Raw genomic sequence first — 21413 nt, 5'->3', positions numbered from 1 at the left:
GATCGGGCAGCCGGCCCGCGCCGGTGTCCTTGCCCGTGAGCCGGCCGGACGCCGGTTCGATGACGACGTTGCCCCGCTCACGCAAGGTAGCCACGTTCGCCACTGTCGCGGGGTGCTCCCACATCTCCGTGTGCATCGCCGGGGCGAACACCACCGGGCAACGCGCCGTGAGCAGCGTGGCGGTCAGCAGGTCATCGGCACGACCGGCGACGGCGCGGGCCATGAGGTCCGCGGTGGCCGGCGCGATGACGACCAGGTCGGCCTCCTGGCCCAGCCGCACGTGCGGCACCTCGGGCACGTCGGCGAACACACCGGTGTGCACCGGATTGCCGGACAACGCCTCGAACGTGGCACGCCCGACGAACTGCAGCGCCGACTCGGTCGGAATCACCCGAACCTGATGACCGCTCTCCGTGAAGCTCCGCACGATCGCGCAACTCTTGTAGGCGGCGATGCCGCCCGCGACACCGACGACGATCCGCTTGGGACCACCGGAGGCCGTGCCGGTTCCGGACTCGGGCACGGGCGTTGCTCCGCTCACTCGCCTTCGGTGTGCTCGAGCAGGTCGGCGTGGATCTCACGCAGCGCGATGGACAGCGGCTTCTCCTGCAGACCCGGCTCGACGAGCGGGCCGACGTACTCGAGGATGCCGTCACCGAGCTGGTTGTAGTAGTCGTTGATCTGCCGGGCACGCTTCGCCGAGTAGATGACCAGCGCGTACTTGGACGACGTGCGCTCGAGGAGCTCGTCGATCGGCGGGTTGGTGATGCCGAGCGGGGTGTCGTAGGCAGGCAGGGCGCGACCTGCGGTGTCGGACACTACTGCTTCGGTGCTGCTCACTCGGTTCTCCTGAACTTGACTGGAAACTGCCAACTGGAAGCTGCCTGATTGGATGTCGAATTTGGGGGCAACGGGACCTGATCGGGACCGGAAAAAGCCTAGATCTGTCGTCCAGCCAACAAGGATACCAACTCATCGCAGGCCTGGCCGACGTCCTCGTTCACGATGACGGTGTCGAACTCGCCCTGGGCCGCCAATTCGACCTTCGCGGTCTGCAGGCGACGCTCGACGACATCGGCCGGTTCGGTTCCGCGACCGGTCAACCGCGACACCAGAACATCCCAGCTGGGCGGGGCCATGAACGCCAGGACCGCTTCCGGCATCGACGCCCGCACCGAGCGCGCGCCCACCAGATCGACCTCGAGCAGAACCGGCTTGCCCTCTGCGAGCGCCCGACGGACCGGCTCGGCCGGCGTGCCGGACCGCTGCAGGCCGCCGTGGATCTCGGCCCACTCGAGCAGGTCGCCGGCGGCGATCATGCGATCGAACTCGTCCCGCGAGATGAAGTGGTAGTCCTGCCCGTCCACTTCGCCCGGCCGCGGGTCCCGGGTGGTCACCGAGACACTGAAGACGACCTCGGGCATACGTTCACGCAGCAGCCGGACAACGCTGGACTTACCCACGGCCGAGGGGCCGGCCAGAACTACCAGCCGGCCCCTCCGCACTGCGCTGTCACCCTCGGCCGCAGCCGGGACGACGGTGCTGCCTGACACTCGTTGTGCGTCAGCAATCACTTGTTTCGCTCAGGCCTCGAAATCGAAGCGAGCGAGCAGAGCCTTGCGCTGCCGATCACCGAGGCCACGCAGGCGACGGGTCGGAGCGATCTCCAGCTCGGTCATGATCTCCTGCGCCTTGACCTTGCCAACCTTCGGCAGAGCCTCGAGCAGAGCGGAGACCTTCATCTTGCCGAGGATCTCGTCCTCTTCGGCGTCCTTCAGGACCTGCTTCAGGTCGGTGCCGCCGCGCTTGAGGCGCTCCTTGAGCTCAGCCCGGGCCTTGCGGGCGGCAGCCGCCTTCTCCAAAGCAGCAGCGCGCTGCTCGTCGGTCAACTGGGGAAGGGCCACGGTTCCTCCGTCTCGTCGTGTGCAAATGGTCTACAACCCCCGGATAACCAGGGGCGATAGCGACCGTACTCACGCCGGGCGTCGATTGCTAACCCACCCCCCGACGTCAGCGCCCGATTCGGGTGGGTTATGTGTCCATTCGACGGTGCGTTCGAAGGGACCGCACCCGAACGGCCGCGTCGCCCGGCCGGTGGGCTCACCCACCCCGCGATCTCGACATTTCCCCTGGTCGTCGGGCATTTGCGCCGATCGGAGGGTCGGCCTGACGGGGCCCTCGACGTGGCATGTCCCACAGTTCGTCCGACGGAAGGCGTCCGTGCCCGAAAAAATCGGAAAAGATTGCGGAAACTTCCGTCCCGCAGCGCGTGTCGGGAGACCCGCGAAGGGTCGTGACCGGGCGCCACGACGACGAAGGCCGGGTTCGGGTGATACCCGAACCCGGCCTCCACCGGAGATCGTCGTGCCCCGCGGGCGCCTAGTCCTGCAGGAACGCGAACGCGTCGACCGAGCGTGCCACGGCCTCCTGGAGCGCCGACACCGACGGACCGGCCCGCAGCACCTCACGAGAGACGTTCGGAACGACCGCCCGCAGGCTGTCGCCCGCGAGCCGGCGCACGTCGTCCGCCGTGCCGCCCTGGTGCCCGACACCGGGCATCAGGATCGGCCCGTGCAACGCGCTCAGGTCGGGTGCGTCGGTCAGTGTGGCTCCCACGACGACACCGACCGAGCCGAGGACGTCCGCACCGGCGTTGCGGGCGGCGGCCTCGTCGACCATCACCTGGCTGACCCTGCGCCCGTCCGCTGCCGTCGACAGCTGCACCTGGGCGCCCTCCGGGTTGGACGTCGCGGCCAGCACGAACAGTCCACCGTGGTTGCGTTCGGCGAGGTCGAGCACCGGCGCGAGCGACCCGAAGCCGAGATACGGCGACACCGTCACCGCGTCGGACGCGAGGGGCGAGCCCTCCCCCAGCCAGGCCCGGGCGTACGCACTCATCGTCGAACCGATGTCACCGCGCTTGGCGTCGGCCACCACGAGCGTCCCGGCCTCCCGGAGCACCGTGACGGTCCGCTCCAGGACCGCGATGCCACCGGAGCCGTACGCCTCGAAGAACGCCACCTGCGGCTTGACGAGGGCGACCCGCCCGACGAACGCCTCGACGCAGATCTCACTGAACTGCTCGAGGCCCTCGACGGTGTCCGGCAGGCCCCACGCCTGCAGCAACTCGGGGTGCGGGTCGACGCCGACGCACAGCGAGCCGTGCCGGCCCGTCGCCGCGTGGAGTCGCGCCCCGAACGAGAGCGCCGCCTGCTCCGACATCACTGCTGAGCCGACCCGCTCAGGCGCGAGTGCAGTTCTTGCAGCGACTGGACGCCGATGTCGCCACGGATGGCGGCCTCGATGCCCTGCACGGCCGCCGACGCGCCCTGCACGGTGGTGATGCACGGGACGCTCTTGCTCACCGCCGCCGCACGGATCTCGTATCCGTCGACGCGGGGGCCGGAGTTGCCGTACGGGGTGTTGATCACCATGTCGACCTCGCCGTCCTTGATCTGGTCGACGATCGTGCGGGCGCCCTCGGGCAGCTCCTCACCGGACTGCTTGTGCACGACCTCGCAGGTGATGCCGTTGCGGCGCAGGACGTCGGCGGTGCCCTCGGTGGCCAGGATCCGGAAGCCGAGGTCGGCGAGACGCTTGACCGGGAAGATCAGCGAACGCTTGTCCTTGTTGGCGACCGAGACGAACACCGAACCGCTGGTGGGCAGCGAGCCGTACGCGGCGGTCTGGCTCTTGGCGAACGCGGTACCGAAGTCGGCGTCGATGCCCATGACCTCGCCCGTCGACTTCATCTCGGGGCTGAGCAGCGTGTCGACGCCGGTGCCGTCGGCACGACGGAACCGGTTGAACGGCAGGACCGCTTCCTTGACGGCGACGGGCGCGTCCATCGCGACCGTGCCACCGTCGCCCTCGGCGGGCAGCAGTCCCTGGGTGCGCAGTTCGGCGATCGACTCGCCGAGCATCACCCGGGCGCAGGCCTTCGCCAACTGCACCGCGGTGGCCTTCGAGACGAACGGCACCGTCCGCGATGCGCGCGGGTTGGCCTCGAGGACATACAGGATGTCGTCCTTGAGTGCGTACTGCACGTTGAGCAGGCCCTTGACGCCGATGCCCTTCGCGAGTGCCTCCGTGGAGCGTCGGACGTTCTCTAGGTCGGCCCGGCCGAGGGTGATCGGGGGCAGCGCACACGCCGAGTCGCCGGAGTGGATACCGGCCTCCTCGATGTGCTCCATGACGCCGCCGAGGTACACCTCGGTGCCGTCGCACAGCGCGTCGACGTCGATCTCCACCGCGTCCTCCAGGAAGCGGTCGACCAGCACGGGGCGGTCGTCGGAGATCTCGGTGGCGCGGGAGATGTAGCTCTCGAGCGCCTGCTCGTCGTACACGATCTCCATGCCGCGGCCGCCCAGGACGTACGACGGGCGCACCAGCACCGGGTAGCCGATGCCGGACGCGATGTCGCGCGCACCCTCGAACGTGGTGGCGGTGCCGAACTTCGGCGCGGGCAGCCCGGCCTCGGTCAGCACACGGCCGAACTCGCCGCGGTCCTCGGCGAGGTCGATGGCCTCGGGGCTGGTGCCCACGATCGGCACACCGGCCGCCTTGAGGCGCTTCGCCAGACCCAGCGGCGTCTGGCCACCGAGCTGGACGATGACACCGGCGACGGTGCCGGACTGGCACTCGGCCCGGTACACCTCGAGCACGTCCTCGAACGTGAGCGGTTCGAAGTACAGGCGGTCGGCGGTGTCGTAGTCCGTCGAGACGGTCTCCGGGTTGCAGTTGACCATGACGGTCTCGTAGCCGGCCTCGGACAGCGTCTGCGCGGCGTGCACGCACGAGTAGTCGAACTCGATGCCCTGACCGATACGGTTCGGGCCCGAGCCCAGGATCAGGACCTTGGGACGCTCGGTCTGCGGTGCGACCTCGGTCTCGGCCTCGGGATCGAGCTCGTACGTCGAGTAGTGGTACGGCGTCTTCGCCTCGAACTCGGCGGCGCAGGTGTCGACGGTCTTGTAGACCGGGTGCACCTTCAGCTCGTCGCGCAGCGCGCGGACCGCGTCCTCACCCTCGGGGCTGTCGCCACCGAGCTCGGGGCGCAGCGATGCGATCTGGCGATCCGACAGGCCGTGGTACTTGGCCTGACGCAGCATCTGCTCGTCGAACGTCTTCGCGGCACGGATCTGCTCGCCCAGCTCGCAGATCTGCTGCATCTGGTCCAGGAACCACGGGTCGATCGCGGTCGCGTCGAACAGCTGCTCGATGGTGGCACCCAGCGCGAACGCCTTCTCGATGCCGTACATGCGGCCGTCGTGCGGAACCTTCAGCTCCTCGAGCAGCGACTCCAGGTCGGTGGCCTCCACCTCGGGGCCCGTCCAGTAGCCGGCCCGCTTGGTCTCGAGCGAACGCATGACCTTGCCGAAGGCCTCGGTGAAGTTGCGGCCGATCGACATGGCCTCGCCGACCGACTTCATCGTCGTGGTCAGCGTGCCGTCGGCGCCGGGGAACTTCTCGAACGCGAAGCGCGGAGCCTTGACGACGACGTAGTCGAGCGTCGGTTCGAAGCAAGCCGGGGTCTCGCCGGTGATGTCGTTGACGATCTCGTCGAGCGTGTAGCCGATGGCCAGCTTGGCGGCCATCTTCGCGATCGGGTAGCCGGTCGCCTTCGATGCCAGCGCCGACGAGCGGGACACGCGCGGGTTCATCTCGATGACGACCAGGCGGCCGTCCTTCGGGTCCATCGCGAACTGGATGTTGCAGCCACCGGTGTCGACGCCCACCTCGCGCAGGATGTCGATCGACAGGTCGCGCATGGCCTGGTATTCGCGGTCGGTGAGCGTCATGGCCGGGGCCACCGTCACCGAATCGCCGGTGTGGACACCGACCGGGTCGACGTTCTCGATGGAGCACACGATCACGACGTTGTCGCGACCGTCGCGCATCAGTTCGAGCTCGTACTCCTTCCAGCCGAGGATGGACTCCTCGATCAGGACGTTCGCGGTGGGCGACGCCGCCAGGCCGCCGCCGGCGATGCGCTGGAGGTCCGCCTCGTCGTACGCCATGCCGGAGCCCAGGCCACCCATCGTGAAGGACGGGCGGACCACGACGGGGTAGCCGAGCTCGGCGACAGTCGCCAGGGCCTCCTCCATCGAGTAGCAGACCCGCGAGCGCGCCGACTCGCCGCCGACCTTCTCGACGATGTCCTTGAACTTCTGGCGATCCTCGCCGCGCTGGATGGCGTCGAAGTCGGCGCCGATCAGCTCGACGTCGTACTTCTCCAGGATGCCCTGCTCGTGGAGCGCGACCGCGGTGTTGAGTGCGGTCTGGCCACCGAGCGTCGCCAGCACGGCGTCGATCTTGTGGCCCTTCTCCGCCTCGCGGGCGATGACCTTCTCGACGAACTCGGCCGTGATCGGCTCGACGTACGTGGAGTCGGCGAACTCGGGGTCGGTCATGATCGTGGCCGGGTTGGAGTTGACCAGGGAGACGCGCAGCCCCTCCTCACGGAGGACGCGACACGCCTGCGTGCCCGAGTAGTCGAACTCGCAGGCCTGGCCGATGACGATCGGGCCGGAGCCGATGACCAGGATGTGGGAGAGATCGGTACGACGTGGCATTAGTTCTTGTCTCCCTCGAGCAGGCTTGCGAAACGATCGAACAGGTAGGACGCGTCGTGCGGGCCGGACGCGGCCTCGGGGTGGTACTGCACGGAGAACGCGCGGTCGTCGAGCAGGCGCACGCCCTCGACGGCACCGTCGTTGGCGCAGGTGTGGCTGACCACGGCGCGACCGAACGGGGTGTCGAACTCCTGCCCGGCCTCCCCCTCCAGAGCGAAGCCGTGGTTCTGGGCGGTGATCGCGATGCGGCCGGTGGCGTGCTCGATGACGGGGATGTTGATGCCCCGGTGTCCGAACTTCATCTTGTAGGTGTTCAGCCCCAGTGCGCGGCCCAGGATCTGGTTACCGAAGCAGATGCCGAACAGCGGGATGCCCTGGCCGAGGATCTCCTTGGTCAGGTGGACCGCGTCGTCCGCGGTCGCCGGGTCGCCGGGACCGTTGGACAGGAAGACGCCGTCGGCCTTGAGGTCGAGCAGGTCGTGCAGCGTCGTCGATGCCGGCAGCACGTGGACCCGCATGCCGCGCTCGGCGAACATCTGCGGGGTGCTCGACTTGATGCCCAGGTCGATCGCGGCGACGGTGTAGAGGGCCTCGCCCTTGGGCTCGATGACGTAGCCGCCGGGCGTGGTGACCTCGGCCGTGAGGTTCAGGCCGAGCATCGACGGCTGGCCCTTGACCCGCTCGAGCAAGACGTCGACGTCGGCAAGCGCGTCACCGGAAAAGATGCCGGCGCGCATCGAGCCGCGGGTGCGCAGGTGCCGGACCAGCGCGCGGGTGTCGATGCCGGCGATACCGACGACATCCTGCCGGACCAGTTCGTCCTGCAGCGAGCCGGTCGCCCGCCAGCTGGAGGTCACACGGGAGGGGTCGCGGACGACGTAGCCGGCCACCCAGATCCGCGACCCGGCCGGGTCGCCGTCGCGTCCGACGGACTCGTTGTCCTCATCGTTCCAGCCGGTGTTGCCGATCTGCGGTGCCGTCGACACCACAATCTGACGGTGGTAGCTCGGGTCGGTCAGGGTCTCCTGGTAACCGGTCATGCCGGTGCTGAAGACCGCCTCGCCCAGGGTCTGTCCCACGGCACCGAACGTGGTGCCGCGAAAGACCCGACCGTCCTCGAGAACCAGGACCGCCGTATTGGTGTCAAAGCCGCTCATGCGTCTTCTCCGTTCTGCTCGACCTCACCAGAGCCCGCCGCATTCGCTGTGTCTGTCTTGTCAGTGCTGTCTGTCTCGCGCACCCACTCGGGGTACACCGTCTTGTCGTCGCCACGGAAGCCCGTATCGATCTCGGTTCCGGTGGGCAACTCCCACCGGATCACCAGGACCCCGTCCTTCGTCATCACTTTTCCGGCCAGGCCACGCTCGGTACGGATCGCCCGGATCGACGCCTCGGGGATCCAGATCGCCGATGCGCCGTTGCGCTCGAGCAGGATCCCTCGCGACCACCGGCTGATCTCGCCGGTCGCCCGGAATCCGAGATCGCCGACCGCGACGCGGTCCTGCCAGCTCGGGGCGAGCGTGCTGCCGACGTACAGGCCCGTGCTCGGGGCGATCAGCTGCTTGCCGAGGTCCGCGGGGACCGCGGGCAGCTCACCGACCTTGTCGGTCTGGCGCGCCGCCCGGCCCTTCCAGCCGCGGTACATCAGGAAGACCGCAAGGGCCCAGACCGCGATGCAGCCGACGACCCACAGAAGGCGTTCCATCAGATCTCCTCACCAATCGGCCGGACCTCGCCGTCGCGCGCGGTGATGCGGCCGCGCAACACCGTGGCCGTCACCTTCGCCGGCAACGTCATCGACTCGTACGGCGTGTTGTTCGCGACGGACGCCAGGTCGGGCCCGTGCACCGTCCACTCCGTGTCCGGATCGACGAGCACCAGATTGGCCGGCTCGCCGACCTCGATCGGGCGACCCTGGTCGTCGAGTCCGACGATCTCGGCGGGACGCTCGCTCATCACCCGGGCCACACCGCGCCAGTCCAGGAGACCGGGTCGGACCATCGTCTCCACGACGATGGACAGCGCCGTCTCGAGCCCGAGCATGCCGGGGCGCGCCTGCGAGAACTCGCAGCACTTGTCCTGCTCGGCGTGCGGAGCGTGATCGGTGGCCACACAGTCGATGATTCCCTCGGCCAGCCCCTTGCGCAGCGCCGCGACGTCGGACGCCTCGCGCAGCGGCGGGTTGACCTTGTTGACCGCGTCGTACGTCTCGAGGCGCGAGTCGTCGAGCAGGAGGTGATGCGGGGTGACCTCGGCGGTGATGGAGATGCCCTGGCCGCGCGCCCACTTCACGAGCTCGACCGAGCCCGCCGTCGAGGCGTGGCAGATGTGCACACGGGCGCCGGCGTCCCGGGCCAGGAGCGCGTCACGGGCGACGATCGACTCCTCGGCCGCACGCGGCCAACCCGCCAGACCGAGCCGGGCCGCCGTCGGGCCCTCGTGCGCCACCGCACCCTCGGTCAGCCGCGGCTCCTCCGCGTGCTGCGCGATCAGCACACCCAGCGACGCCGAGTACTCCAGCGCCCGGCGCATGATCAGCGGATCGGAGACACAGTGGCCGTCGTCGGAGAACACCTTCACCTGACCGACACCCGCCGCCATCGTCGCCATCTCGGCGAGTTGCTTGCCGGCGAGTCCGACCGTGACCGCACCGACCGGGTGCACGTCGACGAGTCCGACCTCCTGGCCGCGCCGCCACACGTGGTCGGTGATGACCGCCGAGTCGGCGACCGGGCTGGTGTTCGCCATCGCGAACACCGCGGTGTAGCCGCCCAGTGCGGCTGCCGCCGAACCGGAGTCGATGGTCTCGGTGTCCTCACGACCCGGCTCACGCAGGTGCGTGTGCATGTCGACGAAACCGGGCAGCACGATCTGGCCCTGACCGTCGATGACCTCGACGTCGTCGCCCGCGCTCAGACCGGCGCCGATCTCGAGGATCTGCCCGTCGCCCAGCAGCAGGTCGGTCGGCTCGCCCTCCCCGTACACCAGAACGTTCTTGATCAACACGTTCCCGCTCGCGGACATCTGCGGCGCCACCTTCTCGTTTCTCGTCTTTTCGATACTTGTCGTCTTCAGGTCGCTCACGCGACTTCTTCCGTTCCCACCAGCAACCGGAACAGCACCGCCATCCGGACGTGGACACCATTGGTAACCTGCTGCAGCACAGCCGTTTTCGGCGAGTCGGCAACCGACGACGCGATCTCCATGCCGCGCAGCATCGGACCGGGGTGCAGCACCACCGCGTGGTCGGCGAGCAGACCCAGACGCTTCTCGTTCAGTCCGTACGTGATCGAGTACTCCCGCGGCGACGGGAAGAACCCGCCGTTCATCCGCTCGGCCTGCACCCGCAGCATCAGGACCGCGTCGAGTCCGGGCAGTTCGGCGTCGATCGAGTGCGACACCCGCACCGGCCACGTCTCGACGCCGGCCGGCAGCAGCGTGCGCGGCGCCACCAGGACCACCTCCGCACCGAGCATCGACAGCAGCAGCGCATTCGAGCGCGCCACCCGGCTGTGCAGGATGTCGCCGACGATCGCGATGCGGCGGCCCTCGATCCCACCGAGTCGCTGACGCAGCGTCAGCGCATCGAGCAGGGCCTGAGTCGGGTGTTCGTGCGTGCCGTCACCGGCGTTGATGATCGACGGGCCACCGTCGTCGGCTGCACCGGTCCAGGCCGCGATCTGGTGCGCCGCACCGGAAGCCGGGTGCCGGACGATCAGCGCATCGGCACCGGCGGCACGCAGTGTCATCGCGGTGTCGCGCAGCGACTCACCCTTCGACACCGAGGAACTGGACGCGCTGACGTTGATCACGTCGGCGCTCATCCACTTGCCGGCCACCTCGAACGACACCCGGGTACGGGTGGAGTTCTCGAAGAAGACTGTCATCACGGTCCGGCCACGCAGCGTCGGGAGCTTCTTGACCTCGCGACCGAGCAGCGCCTGCTCGAAACGTTCGGCCTCGTCGAGCAGTTCGGTCGCGGAATCCCGGGTCAGCTCCGCGATGGAGAGCAGGTGCTTCACTTCTCGTTCTCCTCTGCGTGCCCGCTCGACAGCACGACGCAGTCCTTGCCGTCGTGCTCGGCGAGGAGCACGGCAACGTCCTCGGTGCGTGCGGTGGGCACGTTCTTACCTACATAGTCGGCGCGCAGCGGCAGTTCGCGGTGACCGCGATCGACGAGGACCGCCAACTGGACCGCACGGGGCCGGCCGAGGTCACGCAGCGCGTCGAGCGCGGAGCGGACCGTGCGACCGGAGAACAGCACGTCGTCGACGAGCACGACGAGGGCATTGTCGACACCGCCCTCGGGAACCGACGTCCGCTCGAGCGGGCGATGCGGCTTGGTCCGCAGATCGTCGCGGTAGAGCGTGATGTCGAGGGAACCGACGGGCGGGCGGACACCCGCGAACTCCTCGATCTTGTCGGCGAGCCGAACGGCGAGCGTCGTGCCGCGGGTGGGAATACCGATCAGGACGACGCGCGGCGCCGAGCCGTCGGTGGCGTCGAGAGCGGTCTTCTCGATGATCTGATGCGCGATGCGGGCGACGGTCCGTCCGACATCAGCCGGGGACAGCAGTTCGCGCGCGTTCGCGGGGGGAAGACCGGATGAGGGCCCTTCGGGCATACGCATCTAGCGACCTCCTTCTCCGCCTCTCTGGACGGATCGTTAAAGGATGTCTGACGCGGGTCAGCCTATCAGCGGCGTCCCCGGCGCCAGATTCCGGGTAGGCCGAGTCCTCGAAGGATTCAGAACACACTGCCGCCCACCCCGGAACCGGGGTGGGCGGCAGCTGGGTCCACTTCAGGACTCGGAGTCTTCGCCACCGGCAGAGCCGGTGGTGGCGTCAGCGTCGTCGGCCGTATCGGCCTTCGCGCGCTGCGAGGTCGCGGCAGCGGCGGCCCGCACCTGCGGGGCGACCAACACGACCTGGCCCAGCACGCCGTTGACGAAGCTGGGCGATTCGTCGGTGGACAGTTCCTTGGCGAGCTCGACAGCCTCGTCGACGGCCACGACAGGCGGAACGTCCGTCGCATGGAACAGCTCCCACACGGCGATCCGCAGGATTGCCCGATCGACCGCGGGCAGCCGCTCGAGCCGCCAGTCCTGCAGATGCGACTCGATCACCTGGTCCAACCGGTCCAGATTCTCCGCGACGCCCTGCACCACGGTCACCGTGTACGGGGCGACCGGGGCGACGGAATCGTCACGGGTCGCGAGCTGCGCCCGCTCGTCCGCGAGATCGACCGGGTCGACGTCGCGCGCCTCCGCCTCGAACAGGAAATCGACGGCCCGCTTGCGAGCCTTGTGACGTGCTCCGAGTTTCTTATGCGTGCCCGACACTCAGGAATTCACGCGCCCGAGGTAGTTGCCGTCACGCGAGTCGACCTTGAGCTTGTCGCCGATGTTGATGAACAGCGGGACCTGGATCTCGGCACCGGTCTCGAGGGTGGCGGGCTTGGTGCCACCGGTCGAACGGTCACCCTGCAGGCCGGGATCGGTGTGCTTGACCTCGAGCTCGACCGTGACCGGGAGCTCGACGAACAGCGGCGCGTCCTCGTGGGTCGCGACCTGGACGTGCATGTTCTCGAGCAGGAAGCGCGCGCCCTCGCCGACCGTGGCCTCGGGGATCGGGATCTGGTCGTAGGTGTCGCCGTCCATGAAGATGTAGTCGCTACCGTCGTGGTAGAGGAAGGTCATGTCGCGACGGTCGACCGTGGCGGTCTCGACCTTGACGCCGGCGTTCCAGGTCTTGTCGACGGTCTTACCGGAGAGCACGTTCTTGATCTTCGTGCGAACGAAGGCCGGACCCTTACCGGGCTTGACGTGCTGGAATTCGAGGATCTGCCACAGCTGGCCCTCGATCTTCAGCACGAGTCCGTTCTTGAAATCACTGGTATCTGCCACTTGGTTTCGCGTCTCCTTCAGACGATTGCGAGATCTTTGCTGGTGAGAGTGAGGAGTTCCGGCCCCTGCTCGCGAACCACGAGCGTGTCCTCGATCCTGACGCCACCGCGCCCGGAGAAGTACACACCCGGCTCGACGGTCACCACCGCACCGCGTAGCAGTGTACCGGTGCCGAGCTTGCCGATTCCGGGCGCTTCGTGGATCTCGAGACCGACACCGTGACCGAGTCCGTGCAGGAACAACTCGCCGTAGCCTGCGCTCTCGATCACCGAGCGGGCCGCCGCATCCACGGCGCCGACCTCGGCGCCCGGTGTCAGTGCCGCCCGACCGGCCGCCTGCGCCTCCCGGACCAGGTCGTAGAGGTCCCGCTGCCACTGCGAGACCTTCTCCAGCACGTACGTCCTGGTCATGTCGGAGTGGTAGCCGCCGATCTGCGCCCCGAAGTCCAGCTTGACCAGGTCACCGGACCGCAGGACGGCATCGGTCGGTCGATGGTGCGGGACGGCCGAGTTCGGGCCGGCGGCAACGATCGTCTCGAAGGAGATGCCGTCCGCGCCGTGGTCGAGCATGAGCGACTCGAGTTCGCGTCCCACCGCGCGCTCGGTGCGGCCCGGGCGCAGTCCCCCACCCTCGATCAACGCCGCGAGCGCGTCGTCGGCCGCCCGGCACGCCCGCCGCAGGAGTTCGATCTCACCCTCGTCCTTGACGGTTCGGAGCGCTTCCACCAGCCGCGGGGCACGCGTGAAGGCAATCCCTGGGGCCGCCTCGGTCCAGGCTCCGTACTGATCGAACGTCACGACGTGACTCTCGAATCCGAGCGCCCCGGCACCCCACGCGGCAGCGAGTTCGAGCAGTCGCGGCGCACTCGCGCGGGCGATCTCGGCCCGCAGGTCCGGCACCTGCTCGGCCACCTGCATCAGGTAGCGACCGTCGGTGCAGATGACCGTCCGATCCTCCGCGTCCGGCTCGTCGGCGGAAGTCACCAGCAACGCCGCGTTCGAGCCGGTGAAACCCGTCAGGTAGCGGATGTTGAGCAGGTCCGTCACCAACAGAGCGTCGAGGCCACGCTCACGAAGAAGAGCACGGAGGCGGTCGCGGCGCGCGGCGGCGGTGGTGGCTGTCACCTGGTGGATCGACATGCCCCCGAAAATACCCTCCCGACCACCCACGGCCCCGGGTGCCGCGAACGTGTCCGGCGCCTCTTCGGGGCGTTTGTGTGGGTTAGGACACAAGTGCCGAACCCTGCTGGTTACGCTATGCCCCATGAATGGGTGGGTCGTACGCGGTCTCGGGCTGGCATTGGTACACGTCGTGGTGCGCACTTTCCTGGGAGCCGCGGTGACGCAGTGGCCCCAGCAGGGCAGCGTCCTGAGGTGGTTCTCGTTGATTCTCGTCATCCTCGCGGCGTTCCTGTGGGGCGTGCTCGACGGCATCCGTGACCGTCGAGCCCATGCCGATCCGGACGAGTCCGCGGACCTGACGATGATGTGGCTCAAGGCGGCCGCCGTCGCCGGCGTCCTCTCGGGGGCCGCGGCGTGGATCGTCGGACTGATCTTCGACATCGCCATCACCAACGGTTCGCTCTTCTTCGAGGTGACGTCCGGCGCCGCATTCACGATCCTGCTGGTGTTCATCCCCGCGACCATCGGTGTCGGCCTCGGCCGGTTCCTCGTCGGACGCGAGTCCCGATCTGCCGCCGCGGACGACGTGGCCTACGCGCACGACGCCGATGTCGACGTCGAGGAGTCGGCAGCGGAAAACTACGCGGGTAGCGAGTGGTCGTACGAGCACGGCACGGAAACCGGCTACGGCTACACCGACGACGGCCACGGCCACGGCTCCGTCCCGGCCGACAACACCGACACCGAGGTGTTCGCGCCCATCGACCCGGACGGTCGCGCCGGTGGGGCACACCGAGCCGACACGTAGGGCACGGCGCAGTCGCACGGACAGACGAACGGGCCGGGGCGGATCATCCGCCCCGGCCCGTTCTGTCGTGCCCGGTCTGTCGTGTCCGGTCCCAGGGACACTCGACGACTGGTCGGTGTCAGTCCCGTTCGGCCAGGAACCGCAGCGCCAACGCGTATCCGGCGACACCCAGACCGACGATCGACCCCGTCGCGACACCGCTGAGATACGAGTGATGACGGAACTGCTCGCGCGCGTGGACGTTGGAGATGTGCAGTTCCACCAGTCCGGCGGTCAGCTCCGCGCACGCGTCGCGCAACACCACCGACGTGTGAGTGAGCCCGCCCGCGTTGAGGATCACCGGCTCGCCCGCGTCGGCCGCGTCGTGGATCCAGCCCAGCAGCTCACCTTCGCTGTCGCTCTGCCGGACGACGACCTCGATCCCGAGTTCCTTCGCGGTCTGCTCGCACAGCGCGACGAGGTCGGCGTGCGTGGTCGATCCGTAGACCTCGGGCTGACGCTTGCCCAGGCGCCCCAGGTTGGGTCCGTTGACGACCTGGACCCTCACAGCAATACCGCCCCGCCGCTGGGGCTCGCGTCCCGCGCGATCGCGCCGTAGGCGGCGACGAGCAGCGACGGGTCCGGCCCCTCGAGCCGGCCCGGCTTGGCGAGGCCGTCGAGCACCACGAACCGCAGCATGCCGTTGCGGTTCTTCTTGTCGGTCTGCATGCCCTTCATCAGGTCCGCGAACGCGTCCCCGTCGTACGTGGTGGGCAGGCCGACGAGTTCGAGGATCGCCTTGTGCCGGTCGGCGGTGGCGTCGTCGAGGCGGCCCGCCAGACGACCCAGTTCCGCGGCGTAGACGAGTCCGACGGCCACCGCGGCACCGTGACGCCAGCGGTAGCGCTCACGACGCTCGACGGCGTGACCGAGGGTGTGCCCGTAGTTGAGGATCTCCCGCAGGCTCGACTCCTTGAGGTCGGCGGCCACGACGGACGCCTTGACCTCGACGGAGCGGCGGATCAGTTCGGGCAGCACGGTGCCGGTGGGATCCAGCGCGGCCTCCGGATCGGCTTCGATGAGGTCGAGGATCACCGGGTCGGCGATGAACCCCGTCTTGATGATCTCGGCCATGCCCGCGACGATCTCGTTGCGCGGCACCGTCTCGAGGGTCGCCAGGTCGACCAGGACCGCCGACGGCTCGTGGAACGCACCGACGAGGTTCTTGCCCGCCTCGGTGTTGATGCCGGTCTTGCCGCCGACGGCGGCATCGACCATCGCCAGCAGGGTCGTGGGCACGTGCACGATCCGCACGCCCCGCATCCACGTCGCGGCGACGAACCCGGCGAGATCGGTGGCGGCACCGCCACCGAGGCTGACGATCGCGTCGCTGCGTGTCAGGCCGATCCGGCCGAGCACCTCCCAGCAGAAGCCCGCGACCGCGAGTTCCTTGCCGTCCTCGGCGTCGGGAATCTCGATGCGGTGGGCGTCGATTCCCTTCTCCGCCATCGCAGCCCGCACGGCCTCCGCGGTCTCCGCGAGCGGCGGCTGATGGAAGATGGCCACCGTGCGGGTGCCCTCGAGCTCCTCGACGAGCTCACCGAGCAGACCTCGCCCGATGATCACCGGGTAGGGATCGGCCGTGGCCACCTCGACGCGTACCGGTTCGGTCACTTCTCTACTGCTCCGCTTCTGTGTCGTCTCTTGCTGTGTCGTCCCGAACCCGGTCGCCGGCGGCGGCCTCGTCGGTCAACTTGGTCACCAACTGCTGGACCACCCGGCTGGGACTCCGGCTGTCGGTGCGTACCCGGATGGTCGCCGCCTGCCGGTACAGCGGCCGCCGGCGACGCATCAGGGCGTGGTACTTGGCCTTGGGGTCGCCGCCGTTGAGCAGCGGGCGTCCGGTGGTCGCCCCGGTGCGCTTGAGCCCCTCGGCGACACTGATCTCCAGGTACACCACGGTATGCCCCGCCAACCGGGATCGGGTGAGTTCGGACAGGATCGCGCCGCCGCCGAGGGACAGGATCCCGTCGTGCGACTCGAGGGCCTCCCCCACGATCCGTTCCTCGATCTCCCGGAAGAACGGCTCCCCGTCCGTCTCGAAGATCTCCGGGATAGTGCGGCCGGTCTCGCGCTCGATCTCCGCATCGGTGTCGAGCAACTCCAGATCGAGCGCCTGCGCGAGGCGTCGACCGATGGTCGATTTCCCCGCGCCGGGCGGCCCGATGAGGACGGCGCGCGGCGTCATCGCATCACCGCGACAGACGGGCCGCGATGCCGTCGACGTAGCGCTGGTAGTTCGAGCGGGTCTCCGCGAGGGAGTCGCCACCGAACTTGTCGAGCGCGGCCTGGGCCACGACGAGCGCAACCATCGCCTCGGCCACCACACCGGCGGCCGGGACCGCGCACACATCCGAACGCTGGTGGATGGCCACGGCCTCCTCGCCCGTCGACATGTCGACGGTGGACAGGGCACGCGGGACAGTCGAGATCGGCTTCATCGCGGCACGCACGCGCAGGGCCTCACCGTTGGTCATGCCGCCCTCGAGGCCGCCGGCGCGGTTGGTCGAGCGCAGGACGCCGTCGGGGCCGGGACGCATCTCGTCGTGTGCGGCGCTGCCGCGGCGGCGAGCGGTCTCGAAGCCGTCGCCGACCTCGACGCCCTTGATCGCCTGGATGCCCATGAGCGCGGCGGCCAGCTTGGAGTCGAGGCGGTCCGCGCCGCTGATGAACGAGCCGAGGCCGACCGGCAGACCGTGCACGATCACCTCGACGACACCGCCGAGGGTGTCGCCGTCCTTCTTGGCGGCTTCGATCTCTGCGATCATGGAAGACTCTGCTTCTTGTCCGAATGCCCGCACCGGGCTCGCGTCGATGGCGTCGAGAGCGTCGGCGGCGGGACCGGGGCCGACGTAGGGGTCGGACGCGCCGATCGAGATGACGTGGGAGACGACCTCGACGCCGAACAGCTGACGCAGGAACTGGCGGGCCACGGTGCCGGCCGCGACGCGGGCCGCGGTCTCCCGGGCGCTGGCGCGCTCGAGGACGGGGCGGGCGTCGTCGAAGCCGTACTTGAGCATCCCCGAGTAGTCGGCATGGCCGGGGCGCGGACGGGTCAGCGGCGCGTTACGGGCCTGACCGGCGAGTTCCGCCTCGTCCACCGGGTCGGCGGACATGATGGTCTCCCACTTGGGCCACTCGGTGTTCCCGACCTCGACCGCGATCGGACCACCGAGCGTGCGACCGTGCCGCACGCCTCCGATGATCGTGACCTTGTCGGCCTCGAATTTCATGCGGGCGCCACGGCCGTAGCCGAGGCGACGGCGCGCAAGCTGCGCCGCGATGTCGTCGGACGTCACCTCGACGCCGGCAACCATCCCCTCGAGCATGGCAACGAGGGCGGGACCATGGGACTCTCCAGCAGTTATCCAGCGCAACACACCCAGCATCCTTCCACGAGCACGGCGGCCGGTACGACAGTGGGCCGTCCGCCGCTCCTGTCACAGCGGCCACATCGCCAACGCGGTCGCCGCGCACATCGACGGGCCGTGGGCGATCACGCCGCCCGCTCGCCCCCGGGCCACGCCCGCCACGGCGGTGAGGACGGGGGCGAGCGCGGCGGCCGCGAGCCACACCTGGGCTCCACCCAGGCTCGCCGCGGCACCCAGACCGAGCGCCAGTTTCACGTCCCCGGCCCCCATCGCCGCGGGCGCGGTCACGTGCAGCAGCAGGTACAACCCCGACAGCATCGCGCCGCCGACGACGGCGGGCCGCCACTGCCCCGTCGCTGCCGCGAAGCCCACGATCGCCACCGTGCCGGGCAGGGTCAGGAGGTTGGGCAGGCGATGCACCCGCAGGTCGACGACACCGGCCGTGACCATCCACCACGCGAACAGCAGCGCCGCCGCCAGGGCCGGGGTGGGACCGAACCGCACGGCGAGCATGCCGAAGCCGAGTGCGCACGCACCCTCGCACCAGCCCGGCGGCATCTGGGACTCCCGCGCGAACCGCGCCACGACATGCCGGGATCCGACACCCGCGATCACACCCGCCGACGCGCCCACCACACCGATCCACCACATACCGAGAGCATGCGGTGCGGCGGGGGCTGCATACCCCGCGAATCGGGGGTCACGAACAAACCTGTGGATACGCGGGTGGCTGTGGACAACCCGGACCCCGCGACCGGGCCCGGACTCAGCGCGGCAGTGCCGCCGCCATCGCCTCGCGGGGCGCGGGCATCCCGGTGAACTGCTCGACCTGCCCGTAGGCCTGGTTGAGCAGCATCGCCAGACCGCCGACGACGACGCCACCGGCACGTTCGACCGCGACCGCGAGCGGCGTGGGCCACGGATCGTAGATGGCGTCGAGCACGAAAGGGGCCCGCCCGATCGCGTCGGCGAACGGTGCCGCGGCGGCCGCGGGAACGGTGCTGACCAACGCGGCCGACGCACCGCACACATCCGCCAGTTCGCCGTCGTCGAACGTCAGGTGCCGCACGTCGAGTCCGACGGCCTCGGCGCAGTACAGGGTGGCGCGGGCGCGCTCGGCGTCCCGCGCGACGACGGTCACCGACCGCACCCCCAGGTCGGCGAGTGCGACGAGCGCAGGACGCGCGGTGCCACCGGCACCGACGACCACCGCGGAGGAGCCGGTCAGATCGCCGATGCCACCCTCGACGAGGGCGCCGCGGACCCCGTCGACGTCGGTGCAGTCGGCGCGCCAGCCGTCGTCGAGACGGACGAGGGTGTTCGCGGAGCCGATCGTGACCGCTCGCTCGGTGCGCTCGGTCGCGAATTCGAGGGCGGCGACCTTGCCGGGCATCGTCACCGACAGCCCCACCCATTCGGGGCCCAGGTCCGCGACGAGCCCGGGCAACTGGTCGCCGGTGCATTCGATGCGCTCGTACGTCCAGTCCGTCAATCCCAGCGCGCGGTACGCGGCCAGGTGCAGGTCCGGGGACTTCGAATGCGAGATCGGGCTGCCGAGAACGGCTGCCTTACGTGGTGTCACGCCGATCACCTTCCACTGTCGAGGATGCCGCTCTGCAGCGCCAACCCGATGTTCGCGAGGTGCTCGTCGTAGCTCCGGGTGAACAGCGTGGTGCCCTTCTTGTCGATCGTCACGAAGTACAAGTAGTCGCCGGGTGCCGGATTCTCCACCGCGCGAAGAGCATTGATGCTCGGCGACGAGATCGGTGTGGCCGGCAGTCCCGGGCTGGCGTAGGTGTTCCACGGCGTCACGCGAGCACGGTCGGCGTCGGTCGTCGCGACCTCGGTCTCGTCGAGCGCGTAGTTGACGGTGGAATCGAACTGCAGCGGCTGGTTCACCGCGAGCCGGTTGAGCACGACACGGGCGACCTTGTCGAAGTCCGCGGGCAGCGCCTCGCGTTCGACCAGGGACGCCACGATCAGCATCTGATACGGGTCGAGGCCGACATTGACACCGGCGGTCTCGATACCGGTCGATTCGTAGATCTCCGCGCTCGAACCGACCAGGTGCCGGAGAATCTCGACGGGCGACGCGGTGGGATCGAAGTCCCAGCTGCCGGCGGCGATCAGGCCTTCGAGCTGGCGGTCACGGTCCGGGACGTTCGACACCTGCTTGCGTGCCCAGTCCGGGACGCCCAGAGCGGCCAGGTCCGAGCCCGCACCGGCGGTGTTGAGGTCGTCGTAGCCGACGCACGTCGGTGCCTCGACCGGCCCGACACAGCTGGCCTCCGAGATCAGCGTGTAGATGCCCTTCTTGATCGCACCGGTCTGCACGTCACGGGTGTCATGGAGCTGACGCCCCTCCGAGATCACCGTCTGCCCGACGCGCGCGGTCGGCGACACCAGCGCGGCCACCGCGTCGGCGCCCGAGATCTTCGTGGAGACCGCGTAGAAGCCCGGCTGCACCGAACTCATGGCGTCGTTGCGCAGCGCCGCCTGGTAGAACGCGGTCGTGCTCGCGACCACGTCCTTGTCGGCCATCGCCGTTGCGATCTCGCCGGCCGTGTCGCCGGAGTGGACCTGCACGACCACCTCGGGTCCCGCAGGTCCGGCGTAGTCCGCGTAGTCGCTGCCGCTGAGCTTGTCGTAGGCGGCGAAGGCTGCGGCGCCCATGCCACCCAGCAGGACGGCGCCGGCGAGGACGCCGATGACACGGCCGCGCCGCTTGCGCCGCGCGGCCGCGCGCTCCCGCCGAATCTCGCCGCGGCTCTGAGTCGGCGCACCGACCGCGGTCGGCAGCGCTCGCCGGGAATCGTCGTCGTACGCGTATCGGTCGAATTCGGGTTCGTACCCGTAGTTCTGGCCGGTCGGGTAGCCGCGGTGCGGGTCGTAGCCGTCGGCATCGTCGCCGTACGCACCGCCGGTGCCGTAACCGGATTCGGAATAGGAGTCCTGACGGGGATCGCCCTGATACCCGTCGGTGTAGCGGTGATCGTCGTAGCCGGGAGCCGACTCGAACTCGGGACGCCCCGGCTGCCGATGATCGTTCACGATCCGTCCTCCGTGGGTCGGCCGCTACCGTCCGGGTCCGTTACGTTCACCGCTGCACTCCGCTCGTCCAACCATCCCTGCAAGATCGCCACCGCCGCGGCCTGATCGATCATCGGTCGCTGTCCCTTCGCCCGGACACCGCTCTCGCGCAGTGCCCGGGACGCGGTGACCGTGGTGAGTCGCTCGTCGGCCATCCGCACCGGGATCGGTTCGATGCCGCGCTGCAGGCGGCGGGCGAAGGCAGACGCGATCTCCGCCGCCTTGCCACGCTCACCGCGCAGCGTCTGCGGCAGACCGACGATAACCTCGACGGCCTCGTACTCCTCGACAAGCGCGATAATCCGCCGGATGTCCGGCGCGTCGGGCCCCTTCTCCTTGGACCGCGGAACGGTTTCCACCGGTGTCGCGAGGATGCAGTCCGGATCGCACGACGCGACCCCGATCCGCACACTGCCGACGTCGACGGCGATCCGGCGACCCCGCCCGGGATCATCCTTCCCGGGGTGGTCGGGACCCGACAGGGCAGGACGGCCGGGGCCCGAC

General features: G+C 69.2%; 23 protein-coding genes. 1 reads left to right on the top strand and 22 read right to left on the bottom strand.

What is annotated here, in order from left to right:
* The 14 genes from IJ15_RS0120680 to IJ15_RS0120615 form a co-directional block, all read right to left on the bottom strand.
* Positions 1–523 (bottom strand): flavoprotein (locus tag IJ15_RS0120680; RefSeq protein WP_037135801.1); only part of this gene is annotated, 523 nt, incomplete at its 3' end.
* Positions 524–537: 14 nt separating this feature from the next.
* Entirely contained in the window at positions 538–819 is a 282-nt protein-coding gene (gene rpoZ / locus IJ15_RS0120675) for a DNA-directed RNA polymerase subunit omega (RefSeq protein ID WP_114722678.1), read from the bottom strand.
* Positions 820–938: 119 nt separating this feature from the next.
* Positions 939–1505: a guanylate kinase gene (gmk, locus tag IJ15_RS0120670; protein ID WP_081880846.1), complete on the bottom strand. Its 567-nt coding sequence runs from the start codon at positions 1503–1505 to the stop codon at positions 939–941.
* 78 nt (positions 1506–1583) lie between these two features.
* The gene (mihF, locus tag IJ15_RS0120665) at positions 1584–1904 is read right to left on the bottom strand and encodes an integration host factor, actinobacterial type (RefSeq protein ID WP_007535578.1); all 321 of its coding nucleotides are present in this window, start codon (positions 1902–1904) and stop codon (positions 1584–1586) included.
* Between the two features lie 475 nt (positions 1905–2379).
* Positions 2380–3222, bottom strand: coding sequence for an orotidine-5'-phosphate decarboxylase (gene pyrF / locus IJ15_RS0120660; protein ID WP_031940242.1), 843 nt, complete (start codon positions 3220–3222; stop codon positions 2380–2382).
* Entirely contained in the window at positions 3222–6575 is a 3354-nt protein-coding gene (gene carB / locus IJ15_RS0120655; RefSeq protein ID WP_031940241.1) for a carbamoyl-phosphate synthase large subunit, read from the bottom strand. The genes pyrF and carB overlap by 1 nt, the downstream gene beginning before the upstream one ends.
* Positions 6575–7732 (bottom strand): glutamine-hydrolyzing carbamoyl-phosphate synthase small subunit, encoded by a 1158-nt coding sequence (carA, locus tag IJ15_RS0120650; RefSeq protein ID WP_031940240.1) that lies wholly within the window; start codon positions 7730–7732, stop codon positions 6575–6577. Before carA ends, carB begins: the two co-directional genes overlap by 1 nt.
* A complete protein-coding gene (locus IJ15_RS0120645) occupies positions 7729–8280 on the bottom strand; it encodes a PH-like domain-containing protein (RefSeq protein WP_031940239.1) in 552 nt (183 codons plus the stop codon). The genes carA and IJ15_RS0120645 overlap by 4 nt, the downstream gene beginning before the upstream one ends.
* Positions 8280–9599, bottom strand: a complete 1320-nt coding sequence (locus IJ15_RS0120640) for a dihydroorotase (protein ID WP_031940238.1) — start codon at positions 9597–9599, stop codon at positions 8280–8282. Before IJ15_RS0120640 ends, IJ15_RS0120645 begins: the two co-directional genes overlap by 1 nt.
* A 56-nt stretch (positions 9600–9655) precedes the next feature.
* Positions 9656–10597 (bottom strand): aspartate carbamoyltransferase catalytic subunit, encoded by a 942-nt coding sequence (locus IJ15_RS0120635; protein WP_031940237.1) that lies wholly within the window; start codon positions 10595–10597, stop codon positions 9656–9658.
* The gene (pyrR, locus tag IJ15_RS0120630; RefSeq protein ID WP_031940236.1) at positions 10594–11205 is read right to left on the bottom strand and encodes a bifunctional pyr operon transcriptional regulator/uracil phosphoribosyltransferase PyrR; all 612 of its coding nucleotides are present in this window, start codon (positions 11203–11205) and stop codon (positions 10594–10596) included. Before pyrR ends, IJ15_RS0120635 begins: the two co-directional genes overlap by 4 nt.
* 171 nt (positions 11206–11376) lie before the next feature.
* Entirely contained in the window at positions 11377–11916 is a 540-nt protein-coding gene (nusB, locus tag IJ15_RS0120625) for a transcription antitermination factor NusB (protein WP_051919310.1), read from the bottom strand.
* Positions 11917–12480, bottom strand: coding sequence for an elongation factor P (gene efp, locus IJ15_RS0120620; protein WP_031940234.1), 564 nt, complete (start codon positions 12478–12480; stop codon positions 11917–11919). It lies immediately after the preceding gene.
* Between the two features lie 17 nt (positions 12481–12497).
* On the bottom strand, positions 12498–13619 hold the full coding sequence (locus IJ15_RS0120615) for a M24 family metallopeptidase (protein WP_031940233.1): 1122 nt from the start codon (positions 13617–13619) through the stop codon (positions 12498–12500).
* Positions 13620–13743: 124 nt separating this feature from the next.
* Here IJ15_RS0120615 and IJ15_RS0120610 point away from each other — a divergent pair, with 124 nt between their 5' ends.
* The gene (locus IJ15_RS0120610) at positions 13744–14409 is read left to right on the top strand and encodes a B-4DMT family transporter (RefSeq protein WP_031940232.1); all 666 of its coding nucleotides are present in this window, start codon (positions 13744–13746) and stop codon (positions 14407–14409) included.
* A gap of 118 nt (positions 14410–14527) precedes the next feature.
* On the opposite strand, the gene aroQ is transcribed toward IJ15_RS0120610, so the two are convergent.
* The 8 genes from aroQ to ruvX form a co-directional block, all read right to left on the bottom strand.
* Positions 14528–14956 (bottom strand): type II 3-dehydroquinate dehydratase, encoded by a 429-nt coding sequence (gene aroQ, locus IJ15_RS0120605; protein ID WP_031940231.1) that lies wholly within the window; start codon positions 14954–14956, stop codon positions 14528–14530.
* Positions 14953–16062, bottom strand: a complete 1110-nt coding sequence (aroB, locus tag IJ15_RS0120600) for a 3-dehydroquinate synthase (protein ID WP_031940230.1) — start codon at positions 16060–16062, stop codon at positions 14953–14955. The genes aroQ and aroB overlap by 4 nt, the downstream gene beginning before the upstream one ends.
* A gap of 4 nt (positions 16063–16066) precedes the next feature.
* A complete protein-coding gene (locus tag IJ15_RS0120595) occupies positions 16067–16636 on the bottom strand; it encodes a shikimate kinase (RefSeq protein WP_031940229.1) in 570 nt (189 codons plus the stop codon).
* A gap of 4 nt (positions 16637–16640) precedes the next feature.
* A complete protein-coding gene (aroC, locus tag IJ15_RS0120590) occupies positions 16641–17828 on the bottom strand; it encodes a chorismate synthase (RefSeq protein ID WP_031940228.1) in 1188 nt (395 codons plus the stop codon).
* Between the two features lie 60 nt (positions 17829–17888).
* The gene (locus IJ15_RS0120585) at positions 17889–18470 is read right to left on the bottom strand and encodes a prepilin peptidase (RefSeq protein WP_031940227.1); all 582 of its coding nucleotides are present in this window, start codon (positions 18468–18470) and stop codon (positions 17889–17891) included.
* A gap of 115 nt (positions 18471–18585) precedes the next feature.
* Positions 18586–19401 (bottom strand): shikimate dehydrogenase, encoded by an 816-nt coding sequence (locus tag IJ15_RS0120580; protein WP_197059877.1) that lies wholly within the window; start codon positions 19399–19401, stop codon positions 18586–18588.
* Between the two features lie 5 nt (positions 19402–19406).
* Positions 19407–20870, bottom strand: a complete 1464-nt coding sequence (gene mltG / locus IJ15_RS0120575) for an endolytic transglycosylase MltG (RefSeq protein WP_031940225.1) — start codon at positions 20868–20870, stop codon at positions 19407–19409.
* Positions 20867–21391: a Holliday junction resolvase RuvX gene (gene ruvX / locus IJ15_RS0120570; RefSeq protein ID WP_031940224.1), complete on the bottom strand. Its 525-nt coding sequence runs from the start codon at positions 21389–21391 to the stop codon at positions 20867–20869. Before ruvX ends, mltG begins: the two co-directional genes overlap by 4 nt.
* Between the last annotated feature and the right edge of the window lie 22 nt (positions 21392–21413).

This window comes from Prescottella defluvii, assembly GCF_000738775.1.
Taxonomy (GTDB): domain Bacteria; phylum Actinomycetota; class Actinomycetes; order Mycobacteriales; family Mycobacteriaceae; genus Prescottella; species Prescottella defluvii.
This window is presented reverse-complemented; position numbering and strand designations above follow the sequence as displayed.